This is a genomic window from Blautia sp. 210820-DFI.6.14, assembly GCF_020558815.1.
Classification (GTDB): domain Bacteria; phylum Bacillota; class Clostridia; order Lachnospirales; family Lachnospiraceae; genus Blautia_A; species Blautia_A obeum.
In genome coordinates, this window is sequence record NZ_JAJCKS010000002.1 from 59,457 (window position 1) to 78,730 (window position 19,274).

The window sequence follows — 19,274 nt, forward strand, 5'->3', positions numbered from 1 at the left end:
TTTATTTTACACTTCCTTCCAGTATTCAGGAGTTACGTCACGTCCCATGTCAGCGAGCATCTTGCGGTCGCTTCGGATCGTCGCACATGCAACGGTGGTCAGCATGTTTCCGGTGATGGAAGCGGAAGCTCCGGCTTTGAAAGCAGTTTCTCCGTCGTTGGTGAGAAGTGCGCGTCCGGCAGCGAGACGGATGTTTGCTTCCGGGTTGATATAGCGGAAGAAGGCGATCGTACGCAGGATATCCGGCTCAGAAAGTTCCGGTAGATGTTCCAGAGGTGTTCCTGGGATCGGCATCAGAGCATTGATCGGGATGGAATCGATGCCAAGTTCAGCAAGGCTGATCGCCATATCCAGACGGTCTTCCCAGGTCTCACCCATGCCGATGATACCGCCGGAGCAGGCACACATGCCTTCGGCTTTGACTTTTTTGAGGGTCTCGATCTTCATGTCGTAGGTGTGTGTGGTACAGATATTCGGGAAATTTCTACGGGAGGTTTCGATGTTGTGGTGGTAGCTGGTCACACCTGCCTCGTGAAGACGGTGAAGTTGTTCGGCAGAAATAAATCCCATGGAAGCGCAGAGGTCAATCTTGCATTCTCTGTGCATGGTCTCGTAAGCATGGATTGCCTGGTCGAATTCTTTTCCTGTCAGAGCTTTTCCGGCGGTGACGATGGAAAAACGGTCGACACCTTCGGACTCATTCATCTTACAGGCTTCAAGGATCTTTTCCTCCGGAAGAAAATTGTAAACTTCGCAGGAAGTGTGGTGGTGTGCGGACTGTGCACAGTATTTACAGTCTTCCGGACATCTGCCGCTGCGTCCGTTGATGATTGAGCAGAGATCTACTTTGTCTCCGATACAGGCTTCTCGAATGCGGTCTGCACCTTCACATAATTCATCCAGATCGCAGGTGAGAAAGAAGGAAAGATCATCCTCTCTTGTGATCCTGCGTCCGTCAATAATTTCCTGGGCTAAAGTAAGTGGGTTCATTTTGCTGTCTCCTCCGTATGTAATAAAGTTGTATTGGAATCAGAAAGGTACTGGATCACGACCGGACGAACACGTCTGGCAATGATGGCCCCAAGGATGCTTAAAGCGATGTCACCAGGTACTGCAAGAAGGAAGCAGTAGAGGATGAGCGGCCAGATTCCGATTGGTGTGTCGATCACATAATTGCAGATTACATAGTAGTAGATCATGCCGCAGGCATAGACGATCATAAGTCCAGCCAGGTTTGCGAGCAGGTAGCGGAAGATCGTCTTTTTCTTCAGATGTTCTGCGATACGTCCTGTCACGTAAGTTCCGAGGCAGAATCCAATGATATAGCCAAAACTCGGCTTAAAGACATACCAGAGACCGCCGCCCTCAGAGAAGATCGGAAGCCCTGCAAGCCCCAGAAGCATGTAGGCAACGACAGAGATTGTTCCACGTTTAGAACCAAGCAGCAGCCCTGCAAGCATCGTAAACAGATACTGCAAAGTAAAAGGAACCACCGGCACCGGGATCTTGATAAAAGCCCCCGCCGCAATCAGCGCAGTAAAAAGACTGCAGTAGATTAAAGTTTTCGTCTTTGACATTTGTAAACCTCCAAAATCTTTATGGTTTACAATTTTAAAAGAAAGAAAAGATAATGTCAACTAAAAAAATAGAAAAGTTTACAATTGTATTTAGATTTAAAACAAGACCGTTTTTTGTACCGGTTCCGATGCTCAGTCTCGTTGGCTGTGCAGTCTGTGGATTTTCTGTTGGAATTATGTGGCCGGGAACATTCAGCATTGCATCGGCATCCATCAGAGGTGGAGGTACGGCAATGTTTGCATTGCTTGCTCTTGCAGGAGACCTTGGCTGCTCCGGTGGTCCGACACTTGCAGGTTTTGTATCCAGCAGTGTGGGGAATAATCTGAGAATGGGAATTCTTGCGGCAATCGTATTCCCGGTGCTTTTACTTATGGGAATTCAGATATGTAAAAAGAGTCAGGAGAACTGAATAAAAGAGAAGCGTACATTATAAATGAATATGGAAAAAGGTCTGGACCTTTGAGAATGATACAGTTCCGTGCTGCGTAAACAGGCAGAGAAAAACTGTAAATATTCCCGATGGGTACAGACCTTTTTGCTTTATAGGACATTACTGCATAGATATATTATTTCATGGAATCAATGGCTTTTTGTGCATGCTCCACATACATCCTGCGTATTCCAGGATATTCACCCAGTCCTTTGATGATCGGACAGACTTCAAATCCGGCATTTTCAAACTGACATACCCAGGAATCCGGAGAATCACCAGCCATATCATTGTGTGCATGATCGCCTGCTACGATCATAAAAGGTGTTACATAGATTTTGGATGGCTGGAAAGATGTTACTTCTTTTACCAGATCATGGATGGTTGGATCAACTTCGACGGTTCCGATAAAAACATTGGCGTGGGCGGACTCTTTGAATTTCTGATCAAGTCCTGCATACACGGTGTTTACCTGATGGGTTGTTCCATGTCCCATGAATACAAGAGCTTCTGTTTCTTTCAGATCAGAAAATTCTGTTGTTACTGCGTTGATTGCCTGTGATTCATCTTTCGAATCTGCAAGAAGAGGAGTTCCAAATGCGATTTTGTCAAAAGATTCTTTATAAGAAAGAACTTCTTCTTTCATAATATTATTCTCGATACCGTCCAGGATATGGGTCGGCTGAACAACCACCTCCCGGATCCCGTCTGTGATCATTTGTTCAAGAGCTTCCTTTACAGTCGGAACCGTATAGTTATCTCTTTTTTTCAGAATTGAGATGATAAATTTACTGGTCCATGCACGATAGATCCGATGATCCTGAAAAGCGTTTCTAATGTCCTGTTCAATCTTCTCTATAGTGGCTTTTCGGGATGCTTCATAGCTGGTTCCGAAGCTCACGACCAGAATCGCTTTATCTGTCTGCTGATTCATAAAAAGTATTCTCCTAAGTATTTATTTTTCGCGTATAAATGAATTATACAATACCGCGAAAAAAAGTTCAAATTTTTTCCAAAAACCTATTGACATTTCGGGTAAAAAGGAATAACATACTAAACATATCAAAGAGGTATGTTAATAAAAACAGACACGAATAAATAAGTAAAAAGAAAGGCGGTAAACACCATGGCAAACATTTATAAAGGAACACTTGGACTGATCGGAAACACTCCACTTGTAGAAGTAACAAATGTAGAGAAGGAACTTGGACTGGAAGCAACTCTCCTTGTGAAACTTGAGTATTTTAACCCGGCAGGAAGCGTCAAGGACAGAATCGCCAAAGCGATGATCGAGGACGCTGAAGCAAAGGGAATCCTTAAAGAAGGATCTGTAATCATCGAGCCAACATCCGGAAACACAGGTATCGGTCTTGCATCTATCGCAGCAGCGAAAGGATACAGAATCATCCTTACCATGCCGGAGACCATGAGTATTGAGCGTAGAAATATTCTGAAAGCATATGGCGCAGAACTGGTTCTGACAGAAGGAGCCAAGGGAATGAAAGGTGCAATCGCCAAAGCAGATGAACTTGCTAAAGAAATCCCGAACAGCTATATCCCGGGACAGTTTGTAAATCCGGCAAACCCGGCAGCACACAAAGCAACCACAGGTCCTGAAATCTGGAAAGATACAGACGGAAAGGTAGACATCTTCGTAGCTGGTGTCGGCACAGGCGGAACACTTACAGGAACAGGAGAATACCTGAAAGAGCAGAAACCGGATATTAAGATCGTAGCAGTAGAACCTGCAACTTCCCCGGTTCTTTCCGAAGGAAAAGGCGGCCCGCATAAGATTCAGGGTATCGGAGCAGGATTCGTTCCGGAAGTCCTGAACACACAGATTTATGACGAGATCATGCCAATCGACAATGAAGTATGCTTCACAACAGCAAAACTTCTGGCAAAGAAAGAGGGCGTTCTCGTGGGTATTTCTTCAGGAGCAGCTCTTTATGCAGCAATTGAACTTGCAAAACGTCCGGAAAACAAAGGAAAGACTATCGTAGCACTTCTTCCGGATACTGGTGACAGATATTATTCTACAGCATTGTTTACAGAGTAAATTAGCAGATTTCGGATGTGTGCAATGTGCCAGTTGCAAATGTTTTGTACGGACTGAGAGGAAACGCAGACAGTGAAAGTAGCGTGCTACGGAGTACTCCGCAGTGTATAATATATATAATATAATGGTTTTAAATCAAAAAAACAGAAAAGAGGATCAGACTCATGGGTGAAAAAATCACAAGAGAAAACAGAAAATTCAAATTTGAAACACTTCAGCTTCACGTAGGACAGGAACAGCCGGATCCGGTTACTGACGCAAGAGCCGTTCCAATCTACCAGACTTCTTCTTATGTATTCCGTAACTGCGATCATGCAGCAGCTCGTTTCGGACTGGCAGATGCAGGTAACATCTATGGTCGTCTGACAAACCCGACAGAAGATGTTTTTGAAAAAAGAATTGCAGCTCTTGAAGGTGGTACAGCTGCACTTGCAGTAGCTTCCGGTGCAGCAGCAATTACATATACAATCGAAAACCTTGCACAGAATGGAGATCATATCGTAGCAGCAAAGAATATCTACGGTGGAACAACAAACCTTCTGGAGCATACACTTCCGGCATACGGAATCACAACAACATTTGTTGATATCTTCAATCTTGAAGAGGTAGAGAATGCAATCCAGGACAACACCAAAGCACTTTACATCGAGACTCTTGGAAATCCGAACTCTGACGTTGTTGACGTTGAGGCATGTGCTGAGATCGCACACAGACATCAGATTCCGCTTGTTGTAGATAATACATTTGCAACACCATACCTTGTAAGACCGATCGAATACGGTGCTGATATCGTTGTTCATTCTGCAACAAAATTCATCGGTGGACATGGAACAACAATCGGTGGTGTCATCGTTGAAGGTGGTAAATTTGACTGGGAAGCTTCCGGTAAGTTCCCGTCTCTGACAGAGCCAAACCCGAGTTATCATGGAATCAGCTTTACAAAAGCATGCGGACCGGCTGCATTTGTTACAAAGATCCGTGCAATCCTTCTTCGTGATACAGGAGCAACTATTTCTCCAGTAAGCTCATTCATCTTCCTGCAGGGACTTGAAACACTGTCTCTCCGTGTAGAACGTCATGTTGAGAATGCACTGAAAGTTGTTCAGTATCTGAATAATCATCCGCAGGTAGAAAAAGTTCATCATCCGTCTGTAACAGATGATGAAAGCCAGAAGGCACTGTATGCAAAATACTTCCCGAATGGTGGTGGATCTATCTTCACATTCGAAATCAAGGGAGATGCACAGACAGCCAAAGACTTCATCGATAATCTGGAACTGTTTTCACTCCTTGCAAACGTAGCAGATGTTAAATCACTGGTTATCCATCCTGCAACCACCACACACAGCCAGTGCACAGAAGAAGAGCTTCTGGATCAGGGTATCAAACCGAACACAATCCGTCTTTCCATCGGAACAGAAAACATCGATGATATCATTCAGGATCTGGACGAAGCTTTCAAAGCAATCCAGTAATTGAAATTCTGTAAAAAAACCAGATATGGTCTCACTGCGTTGGTGGATCTGGCTGCTCAGCCGTCCACCACACCGGTAGCCCTGAAAACCATTGCTGAGAGAAATGACATTTCTCTCCAGTTTCTGGAACACATATTTGCCTCGTTCCGCAGAACAGGCATAGTAAAAAGTGTCAAAGGCTCTCAGGGAGGATATAATCTGGCAAAAGCTGCTGACGAGATTACGGTTGCATCTGTGGTGGAAGCACTGGAAGGCAGTTACCACCTTGAAGATGAGGATGTTCTGGCGGAAAACAGTTATAAAGGAATCTCTGACACGATTCAGAAACTGGTGGTGGATTCCGTCAACCAGGAACTCGATCAGATTCTGTCAAATGTAACTTTGGCACAAATGAGCGGATATTATTCCGATCACTATGATAAACAGGAAATGTACTATATCTGAATATTACCGGGGGTTAGAGACACAGGGCTGTCCTGACTTCCGGTTCTTTTTTTACGGAGATCTGTCGAAGGAAAGCAGAGAGAGGAAATACATATGTCAATCAAAAAGATCGCAGAAAAAGCAGGAGTATCTATATCAACCGTATCACGTATCCTGAACCGGCCGGATTACAAATGTTCAGTGCCTGGCCTCAGAGAAAAAGTCTGGTCAATTGCCATGGAAATGAATTATGTTCCAAATGAGGCGGCACGAAACCTGAAAAAGGGAACACAGGCAAAAGAAAGCAAAATCTGGTATATCAACGTTCTTATGACACGTACAGATGAATCCAGAACAGATCCTTTTTTTACAGAATTGCTCAGGGTTGTAGAAAGTGAGATACATGAACATAACTGTATTTTATCAAAAGTCTGGTATATGCCGCTTTTTTCTGATGATCGAAAATGCAGAAGAGAAAATCTTGACCAGATCATTCAGCGAATGTATACTGAGACAGAAGAAAATAAAGACGGACTGATCATCATTGGACGATGTAATCCGCTTGCTTTGAAGAAACTGAATCAGAAATACAGAAGTGTTGTATCTGTTAATCGAAATTCTACAAATTATGAAGTTGATGAGGTTTTGTGCGATGGAAAGAAAATTGCACAGATGGCAGTTGAACATTTGATCTCGCTTGGTCATAGAAACATCGGATATGTAGGCGGCTGCAGAAATGAAGATCGTTATGTTGGTTATCTGGATACGTTGAAGAAAAATAACCTGGATGTCATACCGGAGTATGTAGTAGAAACAGATCAGACAGAGAGAGAAGGCTATGAGGCAATGGAGAAGCTTTTGAAATCTGAGGACTGCCCGACTGGCATTTACTGCGCAAATGATATCACGGCTGTGGGTATACTGAAATATCTCAGAAAGTGCAGAAATCTGTATTTTACTCCATCCATTATAGCCAGTGACGATATTGAAGAAGCGCAATTTACCAAACCAATGCTGACGACAGTTGGTCTTCCAAAAGAAGAAATGGGACGATTTGCCCTGTATCTGCTTCTGGACAGAATGAAAGGCGGCCATTCGGGAGTAGTCCGAATGGAACTATCCGGGAAACTGCTGGTAAGAAACAGCTGCTCTCATGTTTCGGAGAGCTTCTGGAGTGATTACTGTATATAAGAAAAGTATAAGGAAGATTGATATGTGTATTAGAACAATTGAAGAGTTACAGGAAGATACAAGAGAAAAGCAGATCATAGATATCCGTGATGCCGCGGATTTTGAGAAGGAGACTTATCCTGGTGCGGTCAATATTTACTGGGAGGAATTGGCAGCGCATATGGATGAAATACGTAAAGACTGTCCGGTTTACCTGCTTTGTTATACCGGTCAGAAGAGTGAAGAAATCGCAGAAGAGCTGACAGAACAGGGATATGAAATTTACAGCATCAAAAATGGCTATCGTGCATGGCTTAAGATGAAGCTCAGCAAAATGATGGCTGATCACAATGCAGCGGAACAGCGTACAAAGGACATTGAACGAAGCATTATCAAGAAATTCCGCAAACCTATCTGGAGACGGTTTACGAAGGCAATCAGAGAATATGAACTGGTGCAGGATGGTGATAAAATTGCAGTCTGCATTTCTGGTGGAAAAGATTCCATGTTGATGGCAAAGTTGTTTCAGGAGCTTTCCCGTCATGGAAAAAAGAATTTTGAAGTTGTCTTTCTTGTAATGAATCCGGGATACAATGAGATCAACTATCAGACGATCAAAGATAATGCACAGATCCTGAATGTTCCGATCACAGTATTTGAGTCGGATATCTTTAATATTGTAGCATCTGAGGAACAGTCACCGTGTTATCTCTGTGCTCGTATGAGAAGAGGTTATCTATACAGCAAAGCAAAGGAACTTGGCTGCAATAAGATTGCGTTAGGGCATCATTATGACGATGTTATTGAAACGATCCTGATGGGAATGCTTTACGGTGCGCAGGTACAGACGATGATGCCGAAGCTTCACAGTACAAACTTTGAGGGAATGGAACTGATTCGCCCGCTGTATCTGATCCGTGAGGCGGATATCATTCACTGGGCGAACTACAATGACCTTCATTTTATTCAGTGTGCGTGTCGTTTTACGGAGCATTGTGCTTCCTGTGGTGGTACGGAAAAAGGTTCCAAGCGTGCAGAGATCAAGGAATTGATTCACGAACTCGCTCAGAAAGATCCGGTAATTGAGTATAATATTTTTCGAAGTGTTGAGAATGTAAATCTGAATACAGTCATTGGGTATAAACAGGATGGTGTGAGACATAATTTCCTTGATACTTACGATGATGTGAAATAGCTTCCGGCAGGATTGCAGCTGTTATCATAAATGATGGCAGCTGCTTTTTTATATGCGTGTGCAAACGTTTTCTTATAAACATATTTAAAAACTATGTTTATTGGTATATAATGCCATTAACGTAAAACATACCAATCACATATGTTAACGAAATAATCATCCAACGGGAGTGGAATAAATGATAAAAAAGAAATTCAGAAACATCTGCCTGGTATCAGTACTTGGAATAGCTGCATTTGCCGGCGTCTGTTCTTACGATGCCGGTGCAGGTTCAAACATACATATCATCAATGTTTCTTATGATCCGACAAGAGAACTTTACGAGTCCTATAATGAGATTTTTAAGGAACACTGGAAAGAAAAAACAGGACAGGATGTTGATGTGATCCAGTCACATGGAGGCTCCGGTAAACAGGCACTGGAAGTGATCAACGGCCTGCAGGCAGATGTAGTGACACTTGCACTTGATTATGATATTGATGCAATCGAAAATGCCGGCATGATTCAGAGTGGATGGAAGGAAGAACTTCCTGATGACAGTGCTCCGTACACATCTACGATCGTATTTCTGGTACGGAAAGGAAATCCAAAGAATATCCAGGACTGGGATGACCTCATCCGAGACGATGTCGATGTGATCACTCCAAACCCGAAGACATCCGGCGGTGCACGATGGAATTATCTGGCAGCCTGGGCTTATGCTCAGAAAATATATAATAATGATGAAGAGAAGATGGAAGCATTTATAAAGAAATTATACCAGAATGTTCTGGTACTGGATTCCGGAGCAAGAAGTGCTACGACCTCTTTTGTAGAAAACGGGCAGGGAGATGTGCTGATTGCCTGGGAAAATGAAGCATTTCTTTCTGTAAAAGATGATCCGGATGAATTTGAGATCATTACTCCGAGTATCAGTGTTCTGGCTCAACCGTCGGTAGCTGTTGTGGATGAGGTTGCAGAGAATCGTGGTACAGAAGAAGTTTCCAGGGAATATCTGAATTATCTGTATTCTGATGACGCACAGAGAATTGCAGCTGAGAATTATTATCGTCCGGTCAATCAGGAAATTTTGGAGGAATACAGTGATGTTTTTGATCTGAATATGGAACTGAAGACGATTGATGATTTTGGCGGCTGGCAGGAAGTGCAGCGGAAACATTTTGCAGATGGAGGAGTTTTTGACAGAATCTATGGAAACTAGAAGATGAGGAGTGGATATTATGAAAAAAAGCAAAAAAAGAGTGATACCGGGATTTGGACTGACGATGGGTGTGACAATCACTATGCTGAGCATTGTTGTTCTGATTCCGCTGGCGTCACTTGTAATCTATTCTTCCCAACTTGGGTTTAATGAATTTATTGAGGTTATAACCCGTAAAAGAATTTTATCCAGTTTTTATGTGAGTTTTATTACGGCTCTTGGAGCTTCTTTTGTAAATGCAGTGATGGGGCTGATCTTGGCATGGGTGCTGGTACGTTATGAATTTCCGGGAAAAAGGATCATGGATGGAATGATTGAGCTTCCATTTGCGCTTCCAACAGCAGTAGCAGGCATTTCTCTGACTTCCCTTACTTCGGATCAGGGACTGATCGGAAGCTTTTTTACAAAGTTTGGAATTAAGATTGCCTATACAAAGCTTGGAATTACATTTGCACTGATCTTTGTGGGGATTCCTTTTGTAGCGAGAGCTGTTCAGCCGGTTCTTGAGAAACTGGATGGTTCTTATGAAGAAGCGGCAAGAGTTATGGGCGCAAAGCCAGCCTATATTTTTCGAAGAGTGATTCTTCCGGAACTTTTACCGCCGCTTTTGACTGGAACCGGACTTGCATTTGGACGATGCCTGGGAGAATATGGAAGCGTAGTATTTATTGCAGGAAACAGACCGTATGAAACAGAGATCACACCATTGATCATTATGTCTGAATTACAGGAATTTGATTATAAAAGTGCCACATCCATTGCACTGGTTATGCTGGTGGCTTCATTCCTGATTCTGTTTCTGATGAATCTGATGCAGGCACGCAATTCAAAAAGACTGAGAGGAGGCAATGCGTGATGGGTAAGAAAAAAGAATCAAAGCTGGTCAAATATCTGCTGATCGGAATCAGCATTCTCTTTCTTTTTGTTATGCTGGTGCTTCCTTTGTTTGTAGTTGTAACGGAGGCATTGAAAAAAGGATGGCAGGTTTATGTGGAAGCGGTGACAGATTCTTTTACGATCGCTGCACTGATGCTGACGTTAAAAGCAACAGTCATTGCGGTATTATGTAACACTGTTTTGGGCTTATGTGCAGCCTGGGCAGTGACGCGATTTCAGTTTAAAGGGAAAAAATTTCTGACGACTCTGATCGATGTACCAGTCACGGTTTCGCCAATCATTGCAGGTCTGATCTATCTTCTTGTATTTGGAAAACAGAGCATTCTTTACCCGTATCTGCAAAAAGCAAATATCCAGATTGTATTTGCTGTTCCGGGAATCATTCTGGCTACTGTATTTGTAACATTTCCATTTGTTTTTCGTGAACTGCTTCCAGTACTGGAGTCGATTGGAACGGATGAGGAAGAAGCAGCAGCACTTATGGGAGCAAAAGGATGGACGATTTTTTCAAAAATAACATTTCCACATATCAAATGGGCGCTGTTGTATGGAATCGTACTCTGTACTGCAAGAGCCATGGGGGAATTTGGCGCAGTATCTGTACTGTCAGGTCATCTCAGGGGACTGACGAATACATTGCCGCTGCATGTAGAAATTTTATTTAATGAATTCCAGTATGTTCCGGCATTTGCTGTATCATCAATTCTGGTAATCATGGCAATTATTCTTCTGGTCATTCGAAGCATCATGGAGTATAAAGGCAAAAAAGAGGAGGAAGCATAATGTACGTGGAATTAAAAGATATCAATAAAACCTTTGGGGACTATAAAGCTTCAGATCATGTTTCCTTCGGGATTGAGAAGGGAAAACTGATCGGTCTGCTTGGACCAAGTGGAAGTGGAAAAACGACAATACTACGTATGATTGCGGGACTGGAACAGCCAGACAGCGGGGAGATCATTATTGACGGAAAAGTAGTGAATGATATACCGGCAAGCGAACGTGGAATAGGATTTGTATTTCAAAGTTATGCGTTATTTCGTTACATGACAGTTTATGACAATATTGCATTTGGTCTGAAAGTACAGAAAGCGGATAAAACCTATATTAAAAAAAGAGTAACGGAATTGATTGAACTGATCGGACTGAAAGGACTTGAAAAAAGATATCCAAGTCAACTTTCCGGTGGTCAGAGACAGAGAGTGGCTTTTGCGAGAGCTCTTGCACCAAATCCGCAGCTTCTTCTGTTGGATGAGCCGTTTGCAGCGATTGATGCAAAAATCCGACAGGAACTTCGTACATGGTTGAAGGATATGATTGAAAAACTTGGGATCACCAGTATTTTTGTTACGCATGACCAGGATGAGGCAATTGAAGTGGCAGATGAGATCATTATTACAAACCGGGGACATATTGAACAGAAAGGCAGCCCGGTAGAGGTATATCAGAGTCCTGAAACTGCTTTTAGTGCGTCTTTTTTTGGACAGGCGGCTACAGTCAGGGATTATCATGTCTTCAATTACTTTGAAGATATTCCGGGTGCAGAATATGCAATTGTACGTCCTGAGTTTGTAAAGGTGACCAGAAAAAATGAAGTACAGAAATACAAAAGTTCTGCATCGGAAGCAGATGTTGAACGTGTGGCCTTCAGAGGCAGTTATTTTGAACTTCAGCTGAAACTTGGAGAAGTTGTGCTGTCTGCAAGAAGAGGACTGGATGAACCCCTGGTCCGTCAGGGAGAAAAAGTGGATGTGTTTGTACAGCGGCTTTTTGTAATAAAAGAAAACAAAGTATATGCACTGGAGAACAGCTCTGCAAGAGAAGATTATCTTGTAATCTGATGATTGACACTTGTTTTCCCTATAACCTTGTGGTATAATAGGTTTATGGAGGGGATTTCATGAAGATATCAACGAGAGGACGTTATGCGATCCGCGTTATGCTGGATCTTGCAGAACATAATAATGGAGAGTATATTCCATTAATGGACATTGCGAAAAGACAGGAGATTTCTGAGAAATATCTCGAGTCCATTGTTTCTGTCTTGAGCAAACAGAAATTTGTCAAAGCGCTTCGAGGAAAAGGTGGAGGGTATCGCCTGGTCAGGACTCCTGCTGAATATACGATCGGAAGTATCCTGCGTATCACGGAAGGTTCAATGGCACCGGTTGCCTGTCTGGATGATCATCCGAATCAGTGCGAGAGAGCGTCATCCTGCAAAACACTGCAGATGTGGGAAGGTTTCTATAAGCTGCTCAATGAATATTTTGACGGAATTACTTTGGAAGACCTTCTGGAGCAGAGCACAGATACAGGAGACTATGTAATCTGATGAATAGCGCGGAACAAAGGGCAGATCAGAATAAGTAAAATAGCTGTCGGATCAAGAGAACAGAACTGTCAGAAGTACAGTGGCTGTTCTTTTTTTCTGCGGAATAAAGTTTAAAATTGTAAATTTATAGAAAAAATGGAAAAAAGCATACATTACCTATTGACATGGTATGTTTATAGGTATATAGTAATACCAACACAAATGAAAAGAAAAAAGGAGCACAGGAATGAAAGAATACGGTTTTAATACAACTTTGCTTCATGGGACAGAGGGTAACAATCCTCACGGTGCGACACAGGTACCGATCTACCAGTCCAGTGCATTCCGTCATGATACAGCTGAGGAACTTGAGAAAATCTTTTCAAATAAAATGGCTGGGTATTCTTACACAAGAATCAACAACCCGACGATAGAATCTTTTGAAAAAAGGATGGCAAAGCTTGAAGGCGGGATTGGAAGTGTGGCGTGTTCTTCCGGCATGGCGGCACTTAGCATGGCTCTTATGAATGTCCTTCAGAGAGGAGACCATGTTGTTGCAGCAGCTGGCTTATATGGAGGAACTGTGGAACTTCTGGATGAGCTGAAAGTATATGGTGTTACGACAACTTATGTAAAAGTCAATACACCGCAGGCTTTTGAGGCGGAAATCACCCCTGAGACCAGAGCTGTTTTTGCTGAGACAATCGGAAATCCGAAACTGGATGTCACGGATATTCAGGGAGTTGCAGAAATTGCACATAAATATGGAATTCCATTTCTTGTGGATAATACAGTAGCGACACCTTATCTGATCAATCCATTGAAACTTGGAGCAGATGTAGTTATTCATTCCTCTTCTAAATATATCAATGGAAGCAGTGATGCAATCAGTGGTATACTGATAAGCGGCGGAAAGTTTAAATGGGATGCAGATAAATATCCAGGAATGAAAAAATTCAAAAAGTTTGGACCTTTTGCTTATCTTGCTAAATTGCGAAACGGATTGTTTCGAAGCATGGGAGCCTGTCTGGCACCACAGAATGCTTTTCTCAATAATCTGGGACTTGAGACACTTGGTCTTCGAATGCAGCGCCACTGTAGTAACGCCATGGGGCTGGCGGAGTTTCTGAATGGATTAGGACACGGCATTACGGTTTCCTATCCGGGACTTAAGGAACATCCATATCATGAGATTGCGGCAAAACAGTTCCATGGTGGATTTGGAGCAATCATTACATTAAGAACAGAAAGCAAAGAAAGAGCGTTTCAGATATTAAATGAATTGAAAATTCCATGGCTGGTTTCCAATATTGGAGATACCAAGACACTAGTGATTCATCCATCGAGTACGATAGCAGCTCATTTGTCACAGGAGGAAAAAGAACTCTCAGGAGTTTATGATGATATGATTCGAATCAGTGTCGGAATTGAAGATATAGAAGATTTGAAAGAAGATTTCAAAAGAGTAATAGAAGGAGATGACGAAAATGGCAAAAGTTGATTACGCAACCTTAAAAAAAGGCGGATTTATGCGCCAGAAACAGAAAAATAATTTTTCACTCAGACTTGCCTGCGTTGGTGGAGCTCTTACGGCAGAGAACCTCAAAAAGATTGCGGAAGTTGCAGAAAAATACGGAGATGGATATGTTCATCTGACTTCCAGACAGGGAGTTGAGATTCCTTTTATTAAATTAGACGATATTGATGATGTAACAGCAGATCTTGCCAAAGGTGGATGTCGTCCGGGTGTCTGTGGACCGAGAGTCCGCACAGTAACAGCCTGTCAGGGCAATGCAGTCTGTCCAAGTGGAAATATCAACAGCTATGACATCGCAGTAAAATTAAACGAAAGATATTTTGGACGAGAACTTCCTCACAAGTTTAAATTTGGTGTGACGGGATGTCAGAACAACTGCCTCAAAGCAGAAGAAAATGATGTTGGAATCAAGGGAGCAGCACAGATCAACTGGAAAGAAGATACCTGTATTCATTGTGGTGTCTGCGAAAAGGCATGTCGTGAAGAAGCAATTTCTTTCCAGGATGATAAACTGATCATCGATAATGAAAAATGCAACTATTGTGGCAGATGTGCAAAATCCTGTCCGGTAGATGCATGGGATGTAAATGAGGCATTTCTTGTATCGTTTGGTGGTACTTTTGGAAATCATATCAGTAAGGGAAGAGAATTCCTTCCACTGATCACTTCTGAAGAGCAGCTGTTCCGTGTGACAGATGCAGCCATCCAGTTTTTTGCAGATCATGCAAATGCAGGAGAGCGATTCAAATTTACAATTGATCGAGTTGGAGAAGAAAAACTGTACGAAGTACTGAAAGGAGCTTATGATGGCTGATTATAAAATTGATGATACCGTAGATATTACGGATGTTGTATGTCCGGTAACATTTGTAAAAGCAAAGGTTGCGCTGGAGGAACTTGATGACGGACAGATTCTTGCTGTTCGTATGAATAATGGAGAATCGGTACAGAATGTTCCGAGAAGTATTAAAGAAGAAGGACATCAGATTCTGAAACTGGAAGACAATGGGGATGATACATTTACCCTGATCGTTAAGAAAGTAGAGGATGAATGATATGGCACTCAGAATCAATGCAGAGAATTTCGAAGAAAAAGTGTTAAAAGCAGATAAGCCGGTCCTCATTGATTTTTACTCTGATACCTGTATTCCATGCAAACAGATGGCAGGAATACTTGGGGATATCGAAGATGAACATGAGGATACTGTTTATATTTACAAAGTGAACGTAAATTATGATAAGGCACTTGCTGAGCAATATAAGGTTATGTCTGTTCCGACGGTGATCTGTTTTGTGAACGGAGAACAGAAGGGGAAAGTAGTCGGACTGAAAGAACAGGAAGAAGTAGAAGCACTGTTTGAAGAATATCTTTGATAAGTTTATTTAATAAGTTTATGTGTGCGTGATCAAATATATAAAAGGAGAATAATCATTATGTTTATCAAAGTAGCAGGAGAAAAGAAAGAATATCCGGAAGGACTTACAGTTAAAGAACTGATTGAGAAAGAGGATGTAGAAACACCACAGTATGTTACAGTAACTATTAATGATGAATTCGTAGAAAGTGGAGCTTTTGAATCCACAGAAGTGAAAGACGGTGATGAAATCGAATTCCTGTACTTCATGGGAGGAGGAGCAAGATAATGGCATTTACGAATGAACAATTAGAGCGTTATTCCCGTCATATCATCCTCAAAGAGGTTGGTGCCAAAGGACAGAAAAAACTCCTGAACGCCAGTGTACTGATTATTGGGGCAGGTGGACTTGGAGCACCGGCAGCTATGTATCTGGCGGCAGCAGGTGTAGGAACGATCGGAATTGCCGATGCGGATGAAGTTGATCTTTCCAATCTTCAGAGACAGGTTATCCATACAACAGCAGACCTTGGAAAAGCAAAAGTAAAGTCGGCAAAAGAAACCATGCAGGCAATCAATCCGGATGTCAAAGTAAATACATACCGCAAGTTCATCACATCCGAGAATATCATGGATATCATCAAAGATTACGACTTTATTATTGACGGAACCGATAACTTTCCGGCAAAATTCCTGATCAATGATGCCTGTGTCATGGCACAGAAACCATTCTCTCATGCAGGAATCATCCGTTTCAAAGGCCAGCTTATGACCTATGTTCCAGGAGAAGGACCATGTTATAGATGTGTATTTAAAGATCCGCCGCCGAAGGACGCAGTACCGACTTGTAAACAGGCCGGCGTTATCGGAGCTATGGGTGGAGTCATCGGAAGCCTTCAGGCAATGGAAGCAATCAAATACATTATCGGTAAAGGAGAACTTCTCACAGGAAGACTTCTTACCTATGATGCACTGTCTATGACTTTCCGTACCATTAAACTTCCAAAGAACCATGACTGCCCGGTATGCGGTGATCATCCTACTATCACGAAGCTGATTGATTACGAGCAGGTCGAGTGCGATATGCATATGTAAATTTATATAACCTCACGTGTGCGTGATCAAATATTTCATCGAAGGCAGCGAGAGCGTGTCTTCGGTGAACTGTTTATCGTGTACACGCAGTTATTAGAGGAGTTCATATTATGAAATTATATCTTAAGAAATCAGACTACAACACCATCCTGGAGCACTGCACCGCCGGCCTCCCAAATGAATCCTGCGGCCTCCTTGCAGGAACAGAAGAAGACGAGGAGATCACCGTCACAAAGGTCTATCTCCTCACAAATGTGGATGCCAGCAGAGAACATTTTTCCATGGATCCCAAAGAGCAGCTTGCAGCCCTCAAAGATGCCAGAGCAAACGGATACAAGATCATCGGAAACTTCCATTCCCATCCGGAATCCCCATCCCGCCCATCTGAAGAAGACAAACGCCTGGCATTTGACCCGACCATTGAATACCTTATCCTCTCCCTTATGGAAGAAGGAGATCCGGTACTCAAAGCATTCGGAATCGACAAAGAAAAAAATGTCACGATCCACGAGATCGAGATCACAGAATAAAGTAAGGAAGAAAAAACCATGAGCAAACCCTTACAGGTAAAACACTTACATACAGATGTCCTGATCATAGGCGGCGGAACTGCAGGCTGTTATGCCGCACTCACAATCAGCAGAAACTCTGGACTTAACATTCTTGTTGCAGAAAAGGCAAATATCAAACGAAGCGGCTGTCTTGCAGCAGGTGTCAACGCGATCAACGCCTATATTGTAAAAGGCCGCCGACCACAGGACTACGTAGATTACGCAACTAAAGATGCGGCAGGAATCGTCAGAAACGATCTCCTTCTGACAGCCGCAGAAGAATTTAACGAAGTAACGGCAGATATGGAAAAACTTGGTCTCGTGATCCTTAAAGATGAAAACGGAGACTATGTGGCAAGAGGAAACCGTAACATTAAGATCAATGGCGAAAACTTCAAACCACTTCTTGCGGATGCCGTATATAAAAGTGAAAACGTAGATGTTCTCAACTACATAAACATCACAGACCTTCTTACGGAAAATGGAAGAGTCTACGGAGCTGTCGGTTTTTCCATCATGGAAGAAACTGCCTATGTGATCCATGCGAAAGCTGTTCTGATCGCAACAGGCGGAGCTGCCGGTCTCTACAAACCAAACAATCCGGGATTTTCCAGACATAAAATGTGGTATCCGCCATTCAACACAGGAGCCGGATACGCAATGGGAATCCGTTCCGGTGCAGAAATGACAACCTTTGAGATGCGTTTTATCGCACTTCGCTGTAAAGATACGATTGCTCCGACAGGAACCATCGCACAGGGCGTGCAGGCAAAGCAGGTCAACTCCAAAGGCGAAGTCTACGAGCATATTTATGGTCTGACTACCAGCCAGCGTGTATATGGAACCGTCAAAGAAAACCAGCTTGGTCATGGCCCGTGTTACCTTAAGACTTCTGGTATCACATCCGAACAGGATCAGGATCTTCTCAAAGCATACCTGAACATGGCACCGAGCCAGACCCTCAAATGGATCGAGAGCGGCAAGATGCCGAGCGAACAGGACGTAGAGATCCAGGGAACAGAACCGTACATTGTAGGTGGTCATACAGCCAGTGGATTCTGGGTAGATACCAGAAGAGAGACTACCATCCACGGACTTTATGCAGCCGGTGATGTGGCGGGCGGATGTCCTCAGAAATATGTAACCGGTGCTCTGGCAGAGGGCAAGATCGCCTCTCTCGCAATCATCGAACAGTTAAAAGACGATCACAGTGAAGAAACATCCGAAATCGAAAAACAGGCACAGATGATCCTTGCTGACTACGAAAAGATCCGCAATGGAGAAAACGGTCTGTTTACCATCGACGAACTGGAAGAAGCCATGCAGAAAGTCATGGACGAATATGCAGGTGGAATCGCCAGCAACTATCAGTTCAATGAGAAACAGTTAAATCTTGCAGAAGAAAAAATTACAAGATTAAGTGAACTGGCAGATCAGGTCGGTGCAGAAGATATGCATGAACTTCTTTTTGCATACGAATTAAAAGAAAGACTTCTTGTCTGTCAGGTGCTGATCGAGCATCTTAAGAATAGAAAAGAAACCAGATGGCATTCTTTCAATGAGAATCTAGATTATCCGGAAACAGACCAGAAGTTTGAAAAATATGTAAATTCCAGAATGGAAGACGGAAAGATCCGTATTCTGTTCCGGGATCTGGTAAAGGGGGATACTTATGAGCATACGAATTCGTGAAGAGCGATGTGTCGGCTGCGGTAAATGTCAGGAAGTATGTCCTGGTACCCTGATTCAGATCATAGACAGAAAAGCAGTCATGAAATACCCGAAAAACTGCTGGGGCTGCGTTTCCTGCGTAAAAGAATGTAAGGCAGGAGCCATTGAATTTTATCTTGGCGCAGATATCGGTGGTATGGGTGGAACCATGAATGTTACCCAGAAAGGTGATCTCCTCAACTGGAACATCACCAGATCTGACGGCAGTGAACTGGTCATCAGCGTTGACCGGCGAAATTCCAATAAATATTAGTACAGGAGTAGAA

Annotated in this window: 22 protein-coding genes and 1 pseudogene; 20 read left to right on the top strand and 3 right to left on the bottom strand. The window is 42.9% G+C overall.

Translation table 11 applies throughout. The annotated features are described in order from the left end of the window. Positions 1–6 precede the first annotated feature (6 nt). Both bioB and LI112_RS02830 read right to left on the bottom strand, forming a co-directional pair. Positions 7–990, bottom strand: a complete 984-nt coding sequence (gene bioB, locus LI112_RS02825; RefSeq protein ID WP_005422323.1) for a biotin synthase BioB — start codon at positions 988–990, stop codon at positions 7–9. Continuing rightward, positions 987–1,577 carry a biotin transporter BioY gene (locus LI112_RS02830; protein ID WP_005422324.1) on the bottom strand — a complete coding sequence of 197 codons (591 nt, stop codon included), beginning with the start codon at positions 1,575–1,577 and terminating at the stop codon, positions 987–989. Before LI112_RS02830 ends, bioB begins: the two co-directional genes overlap by 4 nt. Before the next feature lie 116 nt (positions 1,578–1,693). Here LI112_RS02830 and LI112_RS02835 point away from each other — a divergent pair. After that, positions 1,694–1,987 (top strand): annotated as a pseudogene (locus LI112_RS02835) (MFS transporter); the annotation flags it as partial. Between the two features lie 157 nt (positions 1,988–2,144). Here the strand turns inward: LI112_RS02835 and LI112_RS02840 are convergent. Next, complete coding sequence (locus LI112_RS02840) at positions 2,145–2,942, bottom strand: sirohydrochlorin cobaltochelatase (RefSeq protein WP_227190202.1); 798 nt, start codon at positions 2,940–2,942, stop codon at positions 2,145–2,147. A gap of 192 nt (positions 2,943–3,134) precedes the next feature. Between LI112_RS02840 and cysK the strand changes: the two genes are divergently transcribed. From cysK to LI112_RS02935, 19 genes are all read left to right on the top strand, one after another. Next, positions 3,135–4,067, top strand: a complete 933-nt coding sequence (gene cysK / locus LI112_RS02845) for a cysteine synthase A (protein ID WP_227190203.1) — start codon at positions 3,135–3,137, stop codon at positions 4,065–4,067. Between the two features lie 164 nt (positions 4,068–4,231). Then, entirely contained in the window at positions 4,232–5,542 is a 1,311-nt protein-coding gene (locus tag LI112_RS02850; protein WP_005422338.1) for an O-acetylhomoserine aminocarboxypropyltransferase/cysteine synthase family protein, read from the top strand. Beyond that, on the top strand, positions 5,543–5,986 hold the full coding sequence (locus tag LI112_RS02855) for an Rrf2 family transcriptional regulator (protein ID WP_227190204.1): 444 nt from the start codon (positions 5,543–5,545) through the stop codon (positions 5,984–5,986). It abuts the gene before it with no gap. Positions 5,987–6,079: 93 nt separating this feature from the next. Then, complete coding sequence (locus LI112_RS02860; protein ID WP_005422341.1) at positions 6,080–7,156, top strand: LacI family DNA-binding transcriptional regulator; 1,077 nt, start codon at positions 6,080–6,082, stop codon at positions 7,154–7,156. A gap of 22 nt (positions 7,157–7,178) precedes the next feature. After that, complete coding sequence (locus tag LI112_RS02865) at positions 7,179–8,330, top strand: ATP-binding protein (RefSeq protein ID WP_022389385.1); 1,152 nt, start codon at positions 7,179–7,181, stop codon at positions 8,328–8,330. A 178-nt stretch (positions 8,331–8,508) separates the two neighbouring features. Beyond that, positions 8,509–9,531: a sulfate ABC transporter substrate-binding protein gene (locus LI112_RS02870; protein WP_227190205.1), complete on the top strand. Its 1,023-nt coding sequence runs from the start codon at positions 8,509–8,511 to the stop codon at positions 9,529–9,531. Between the two features lie 19 nt (positions 9,532–9,550). After that, positions 9,551–10,387 carry a sulfate ABC transporter permease subunit CysT gene (gene cysT / locus LI112_RS02875; RefSeq protein WP_227190206.1) on the top strand — a complete coding sequence of 279 codons (837 nt, stop codon included), beginning with the start codon at positions 9,551–9,553 and terminating at the stop codon, positions 10,385–10,387. Continuing rightward, the gene (gene cysW, locus LI112_RS02880) at positions 10,387–11,211 is read left to right on the top strand and encodes a sulfate ABC transporter permease subunit CysW (protein ID WP_055055190.1); all 825 of its coding nucleotides are present in this window, start codon (positions 10,387–10,389) and stop codon (positions 11,209–11,211) included. The genes cysT and cysW overlap by 1 nt, the downstream gene beginning before the upstream one ends. Continuing rightward, on the top strand, positions 11,211–12,269 hold the full coding sequence (locus LI112_RS02885; RefSeq protein WP_022389388.1) for a sulfate/molybdate ABC transporter ATP-binding protein: 1,059 nt from the start codon (positions 11,211–11,213) through the stop codon (positions 12,267–12,269). Before cysW ends, LI112_RS02885 begins: the two co-directional genes overlap by 1 nt. 59 nt (positions 12,270–12,328) lie before the next feature. Beyond that, positions 12,329–12,760, top strand: a complete 432-nt coding sequence (locus LI112_RS02890; protein WP_005425531.1) for an Rrf2 family transcriptional regulator — start codon at positions 12,329–12,331, stop codon at positions 12,758–12,760. Between the two features lie 226 nt (positions 12,761–12,986). Then, positions 12,987–14,240, top strand: a complete 1,254-nt coding sequence (locus LI112_RS02895) for an O-acetylhomoserine aminocarboxypropyltransferase/cysteine synthase family protein (protein ID WP_195967730.1) — start codon at positions 12,987–12,989, stop codon at positions 14,238–14,240. Next, on the top strand, positions 14,227–15,090 hold the full coding sequence (locus tag LI112_RS02900) for a 4Fe-4S binding protein (RefSeq protein WP_195967732.1): 864 nt from the start codon (positions 14,227–14,229) through the stop codon (positions 15,088–15,090). The genes LI112_RS02895 and LI112_RS02900 overlap by 14 nt, the downstream gene beginning before the upstream one ends. After that, on the top strand, positions 15,083–15,331 hold the full coding sequence (locus LI112_RS02905; RefSeq protein WP_227190207.1) for a sulfurtransferase TusA family protein: 249 nt from the start codon (positions 15,083–15,085) through the stop codon (positions 15,329–15,331). The genes LI112_RS02900 and LI112_RS02905 overlap by 8 nt, the downstream gene beginning before the upstream one ends. 1 nt (position 15,332) lies before the next feature. Beyond that, positions 15,333–15,650, top strand: coding sequence for a co-chaperone YbbN (locus LI112_RS02910; protein ID WP_138343284.1), 318 nt, complete (start codon positions 15,333–15,335; stop codon positions 15,648–15,650). Positions 15,651–15,710: 60 nt separating this feature from the next. After that, positions 15,711–15,920, top strand: coding sequence for a sulfur carrier protein ThiS (thiS, locus tag LI112_RS02915; protein ID WP_005425524.1), 210 nt, complete (start codon positions 15,711–15,713; stop codon positions 15,918–15,920). After that, on the top strand, positions 15,920–16,726 hold the full coding sequence (locus tag LI112_RS02920) for a molybdopterin-synthase adenylyltransferase MoeB (protein WP_227190208.1): 807 nt from the start codon (positions 15,920–15,922) through the stop codon (positions 16,724–16,726). Before thiS ends, LI112_RS02920 begins: the two co-directional genes overlap by 1 nt. 110 nt (positions 16,727–16,836) lie before the next feature. Further along, positions 16,837–17,256 (top strand): M67 family metallopeptidase, encoded by a 420-nt coding sequence (locus LI112_RS02925; protein ID WP_227190209.1) that lies wholly within the window; start codon positions 16,837–16,839, stop codon positions 17,254–17,256. An 18-nt stretch (positions 17,257–17,274) separates the two neighbouring features. After that, on the top strand, positions 17,275–18,969 hold the full coding sequence (locus LI112_RS02930) for an adenylyl-sulfate reductase subunit alpha (RefSeq protein WP_227190210.1): 1,695 nt from the start codon (positions 17,275–17,277) through the stop codon (positions 18,967–18,969). Next, the gene (locus tag LI112_RS02935) at positions 18,950–19,261 is read left to right on the top strand and encodes a ferredoxin family protein (RefSeq protein WP_022389393.1); all 312 of its coding nucleotides are present in this window, start codon (positions 18,950–18,952) and stop codon (positions 19,259–19,261) included. Before LI112_RS02930 ends, LI112_RS02935 begins: the two co-directional genes overlap by 20 nt. The last annotated feature ends 13 nt before the right edge of the window (positions 19,262–19,274 follow it).

Excerpts from the sequence above, each read along its gene's own strand:
- LI112_RS02925 (WP_227190209.1), top strand. The coding sequence starts at position 16,837 with ATGAAATTATATCTTAAGAAATCAGACTACAACACCATCCTGGAGCAC.
- LI112_RS02830 (WP_005422324.1), bottom strand. The coding sequence starts at position 1,577 with ATGTCAAAGACGAAAACTTTAATCTACTGCAGTCTTTTTACTGCGCTG.
- LI112_RS02890 (WP_005425531.1), top strand. The coding sequence starts at position 12,329 with ATGAAGATATCAACGAGAGGACGTTATGCGATCCGCGTTATGCTGGAT.
- cysW (WP_055055190.1), top strand. The coding sequence starts at position 10,387 with ATGGGTAAGAAAAAAGAATCAAAGCTGGTCAAATATCTGCTGATCGGA.
- LI112_RS02840 (WP_227190202.1), bottom strand. The coding sequence starts at position 2,942 with ATGAATCAGCAGACAGATAAAGCGATTCTGGTCGTGAGCTTCGGAACC.
- LI112_RS02905 (WP_227190207.1), top strand. The coding sequence starts at position 15,083 with ATGGCTGATTATAAAATTGATGATACCGTAGATATTACGGATGTTGTA.
- LI112_RS02885 (WP_022389388.1), top strand. The coding sequence starts at position 11,211 with ATGTACGTGGAATTAAAAGATATCAATAAAACCTTTGGGGACTATAAA.
- LI112_RS02930 (WP_227190210.1), top strand. The coding sequence starts at position 17,275 with ATGAGCAAACCCTTACAGGTAAAACACTTACATACAGATGTCCTGATC.
- LI112_RS02895 (WP_195967730.1), top strand. The coding sequence starts at position 12,987 with ATGAAAGAATACGGTTTTAATACAACTTTGCTTCATGGGACAGAGGGT.
- LI112_RS02920 (WP_227190208.1), top strand. The coding sequence starts at position 15,920 with ATGGCATTTACGAATGAACAATTAGAGCGTTATTCCCGTCATATCATC.
- cysK (WP_227190203.1), top strand. The coding sequence starts at position 3,135 with ATGGCAAACATTTATAAAGGAACACTTGGACTGATCGGAAACACTCCA.
- bioB (WP_005422323.1), bottom strand. The coding sequence starts at position 990 with ATGAACCCACTTACTTTAGCCCAGGAAATTATTGACGGACGCAGGATC.
- LI112_RS02935 (WP_022389393.1), top strand. The coding sequence starts at position 18,950 with ATGAGCATACGAATTCGTGAAGAGCGATGTGTCGGCTGCGGTAAATGT.
- LI112_RS02860 (WP_005422341.1), top strand. The coding sequence starts at position 6,080 with ATGTCAATCAAAAAGATCGCAGAAAAAGCAGGAGTATCTATATCAACC.
- cysT (WP_227190206.1), top strand. The coding sequence starts at position 9,551 with ATGAAAAAAAGCAAAAAAAGAGTGATACCGGGATTTGGACTGACGATG.
- LI112_RS02850 (WP_005422338.1), top strand. The coding sequence starts at position 4,232 with ATGGGTGAAAAAATCACAAGAGAAAACAGAAAATTCAAATTTGAAACA.
- LI112_RS02865 (WP_022389385.1), top strand. The coding sequence starts at position 7,179 with ATGTGTATTAGAACAATTGAAGAGTTACAGGAAGATACAAGAGAAAAG.
- LI112_RS02900 (WP_195967732.1), top strand. The coding sequence starts at position 14,227 with ATGGCAAAAGTTGATTACGCAACCTTAAAAAAAGGCGGATTTATGCGC.
- LI112_RS02870 (WP_227190205.1), top strand. The coding sequence starts at position 8,509 with ATGATAAAAAAGAAATTCAGAAACATCTGCCTGGTATCAGTACTTGGA.
- thiS (WP_005425524.1), top strand. The coding sequence starts at position 15,711 with ATGTTTATCAAAGTAGCAGGAGAAAAGAAAGAATATCCGGAAGGACTT.
- LI112_RS02910 (WP_138343284.1), top strand. The coding sequence starts at position 15,333 with ATGGCACTCAGAATCAATGCAGAGAATTTCGAAGAAAAAGTGTTAAAA.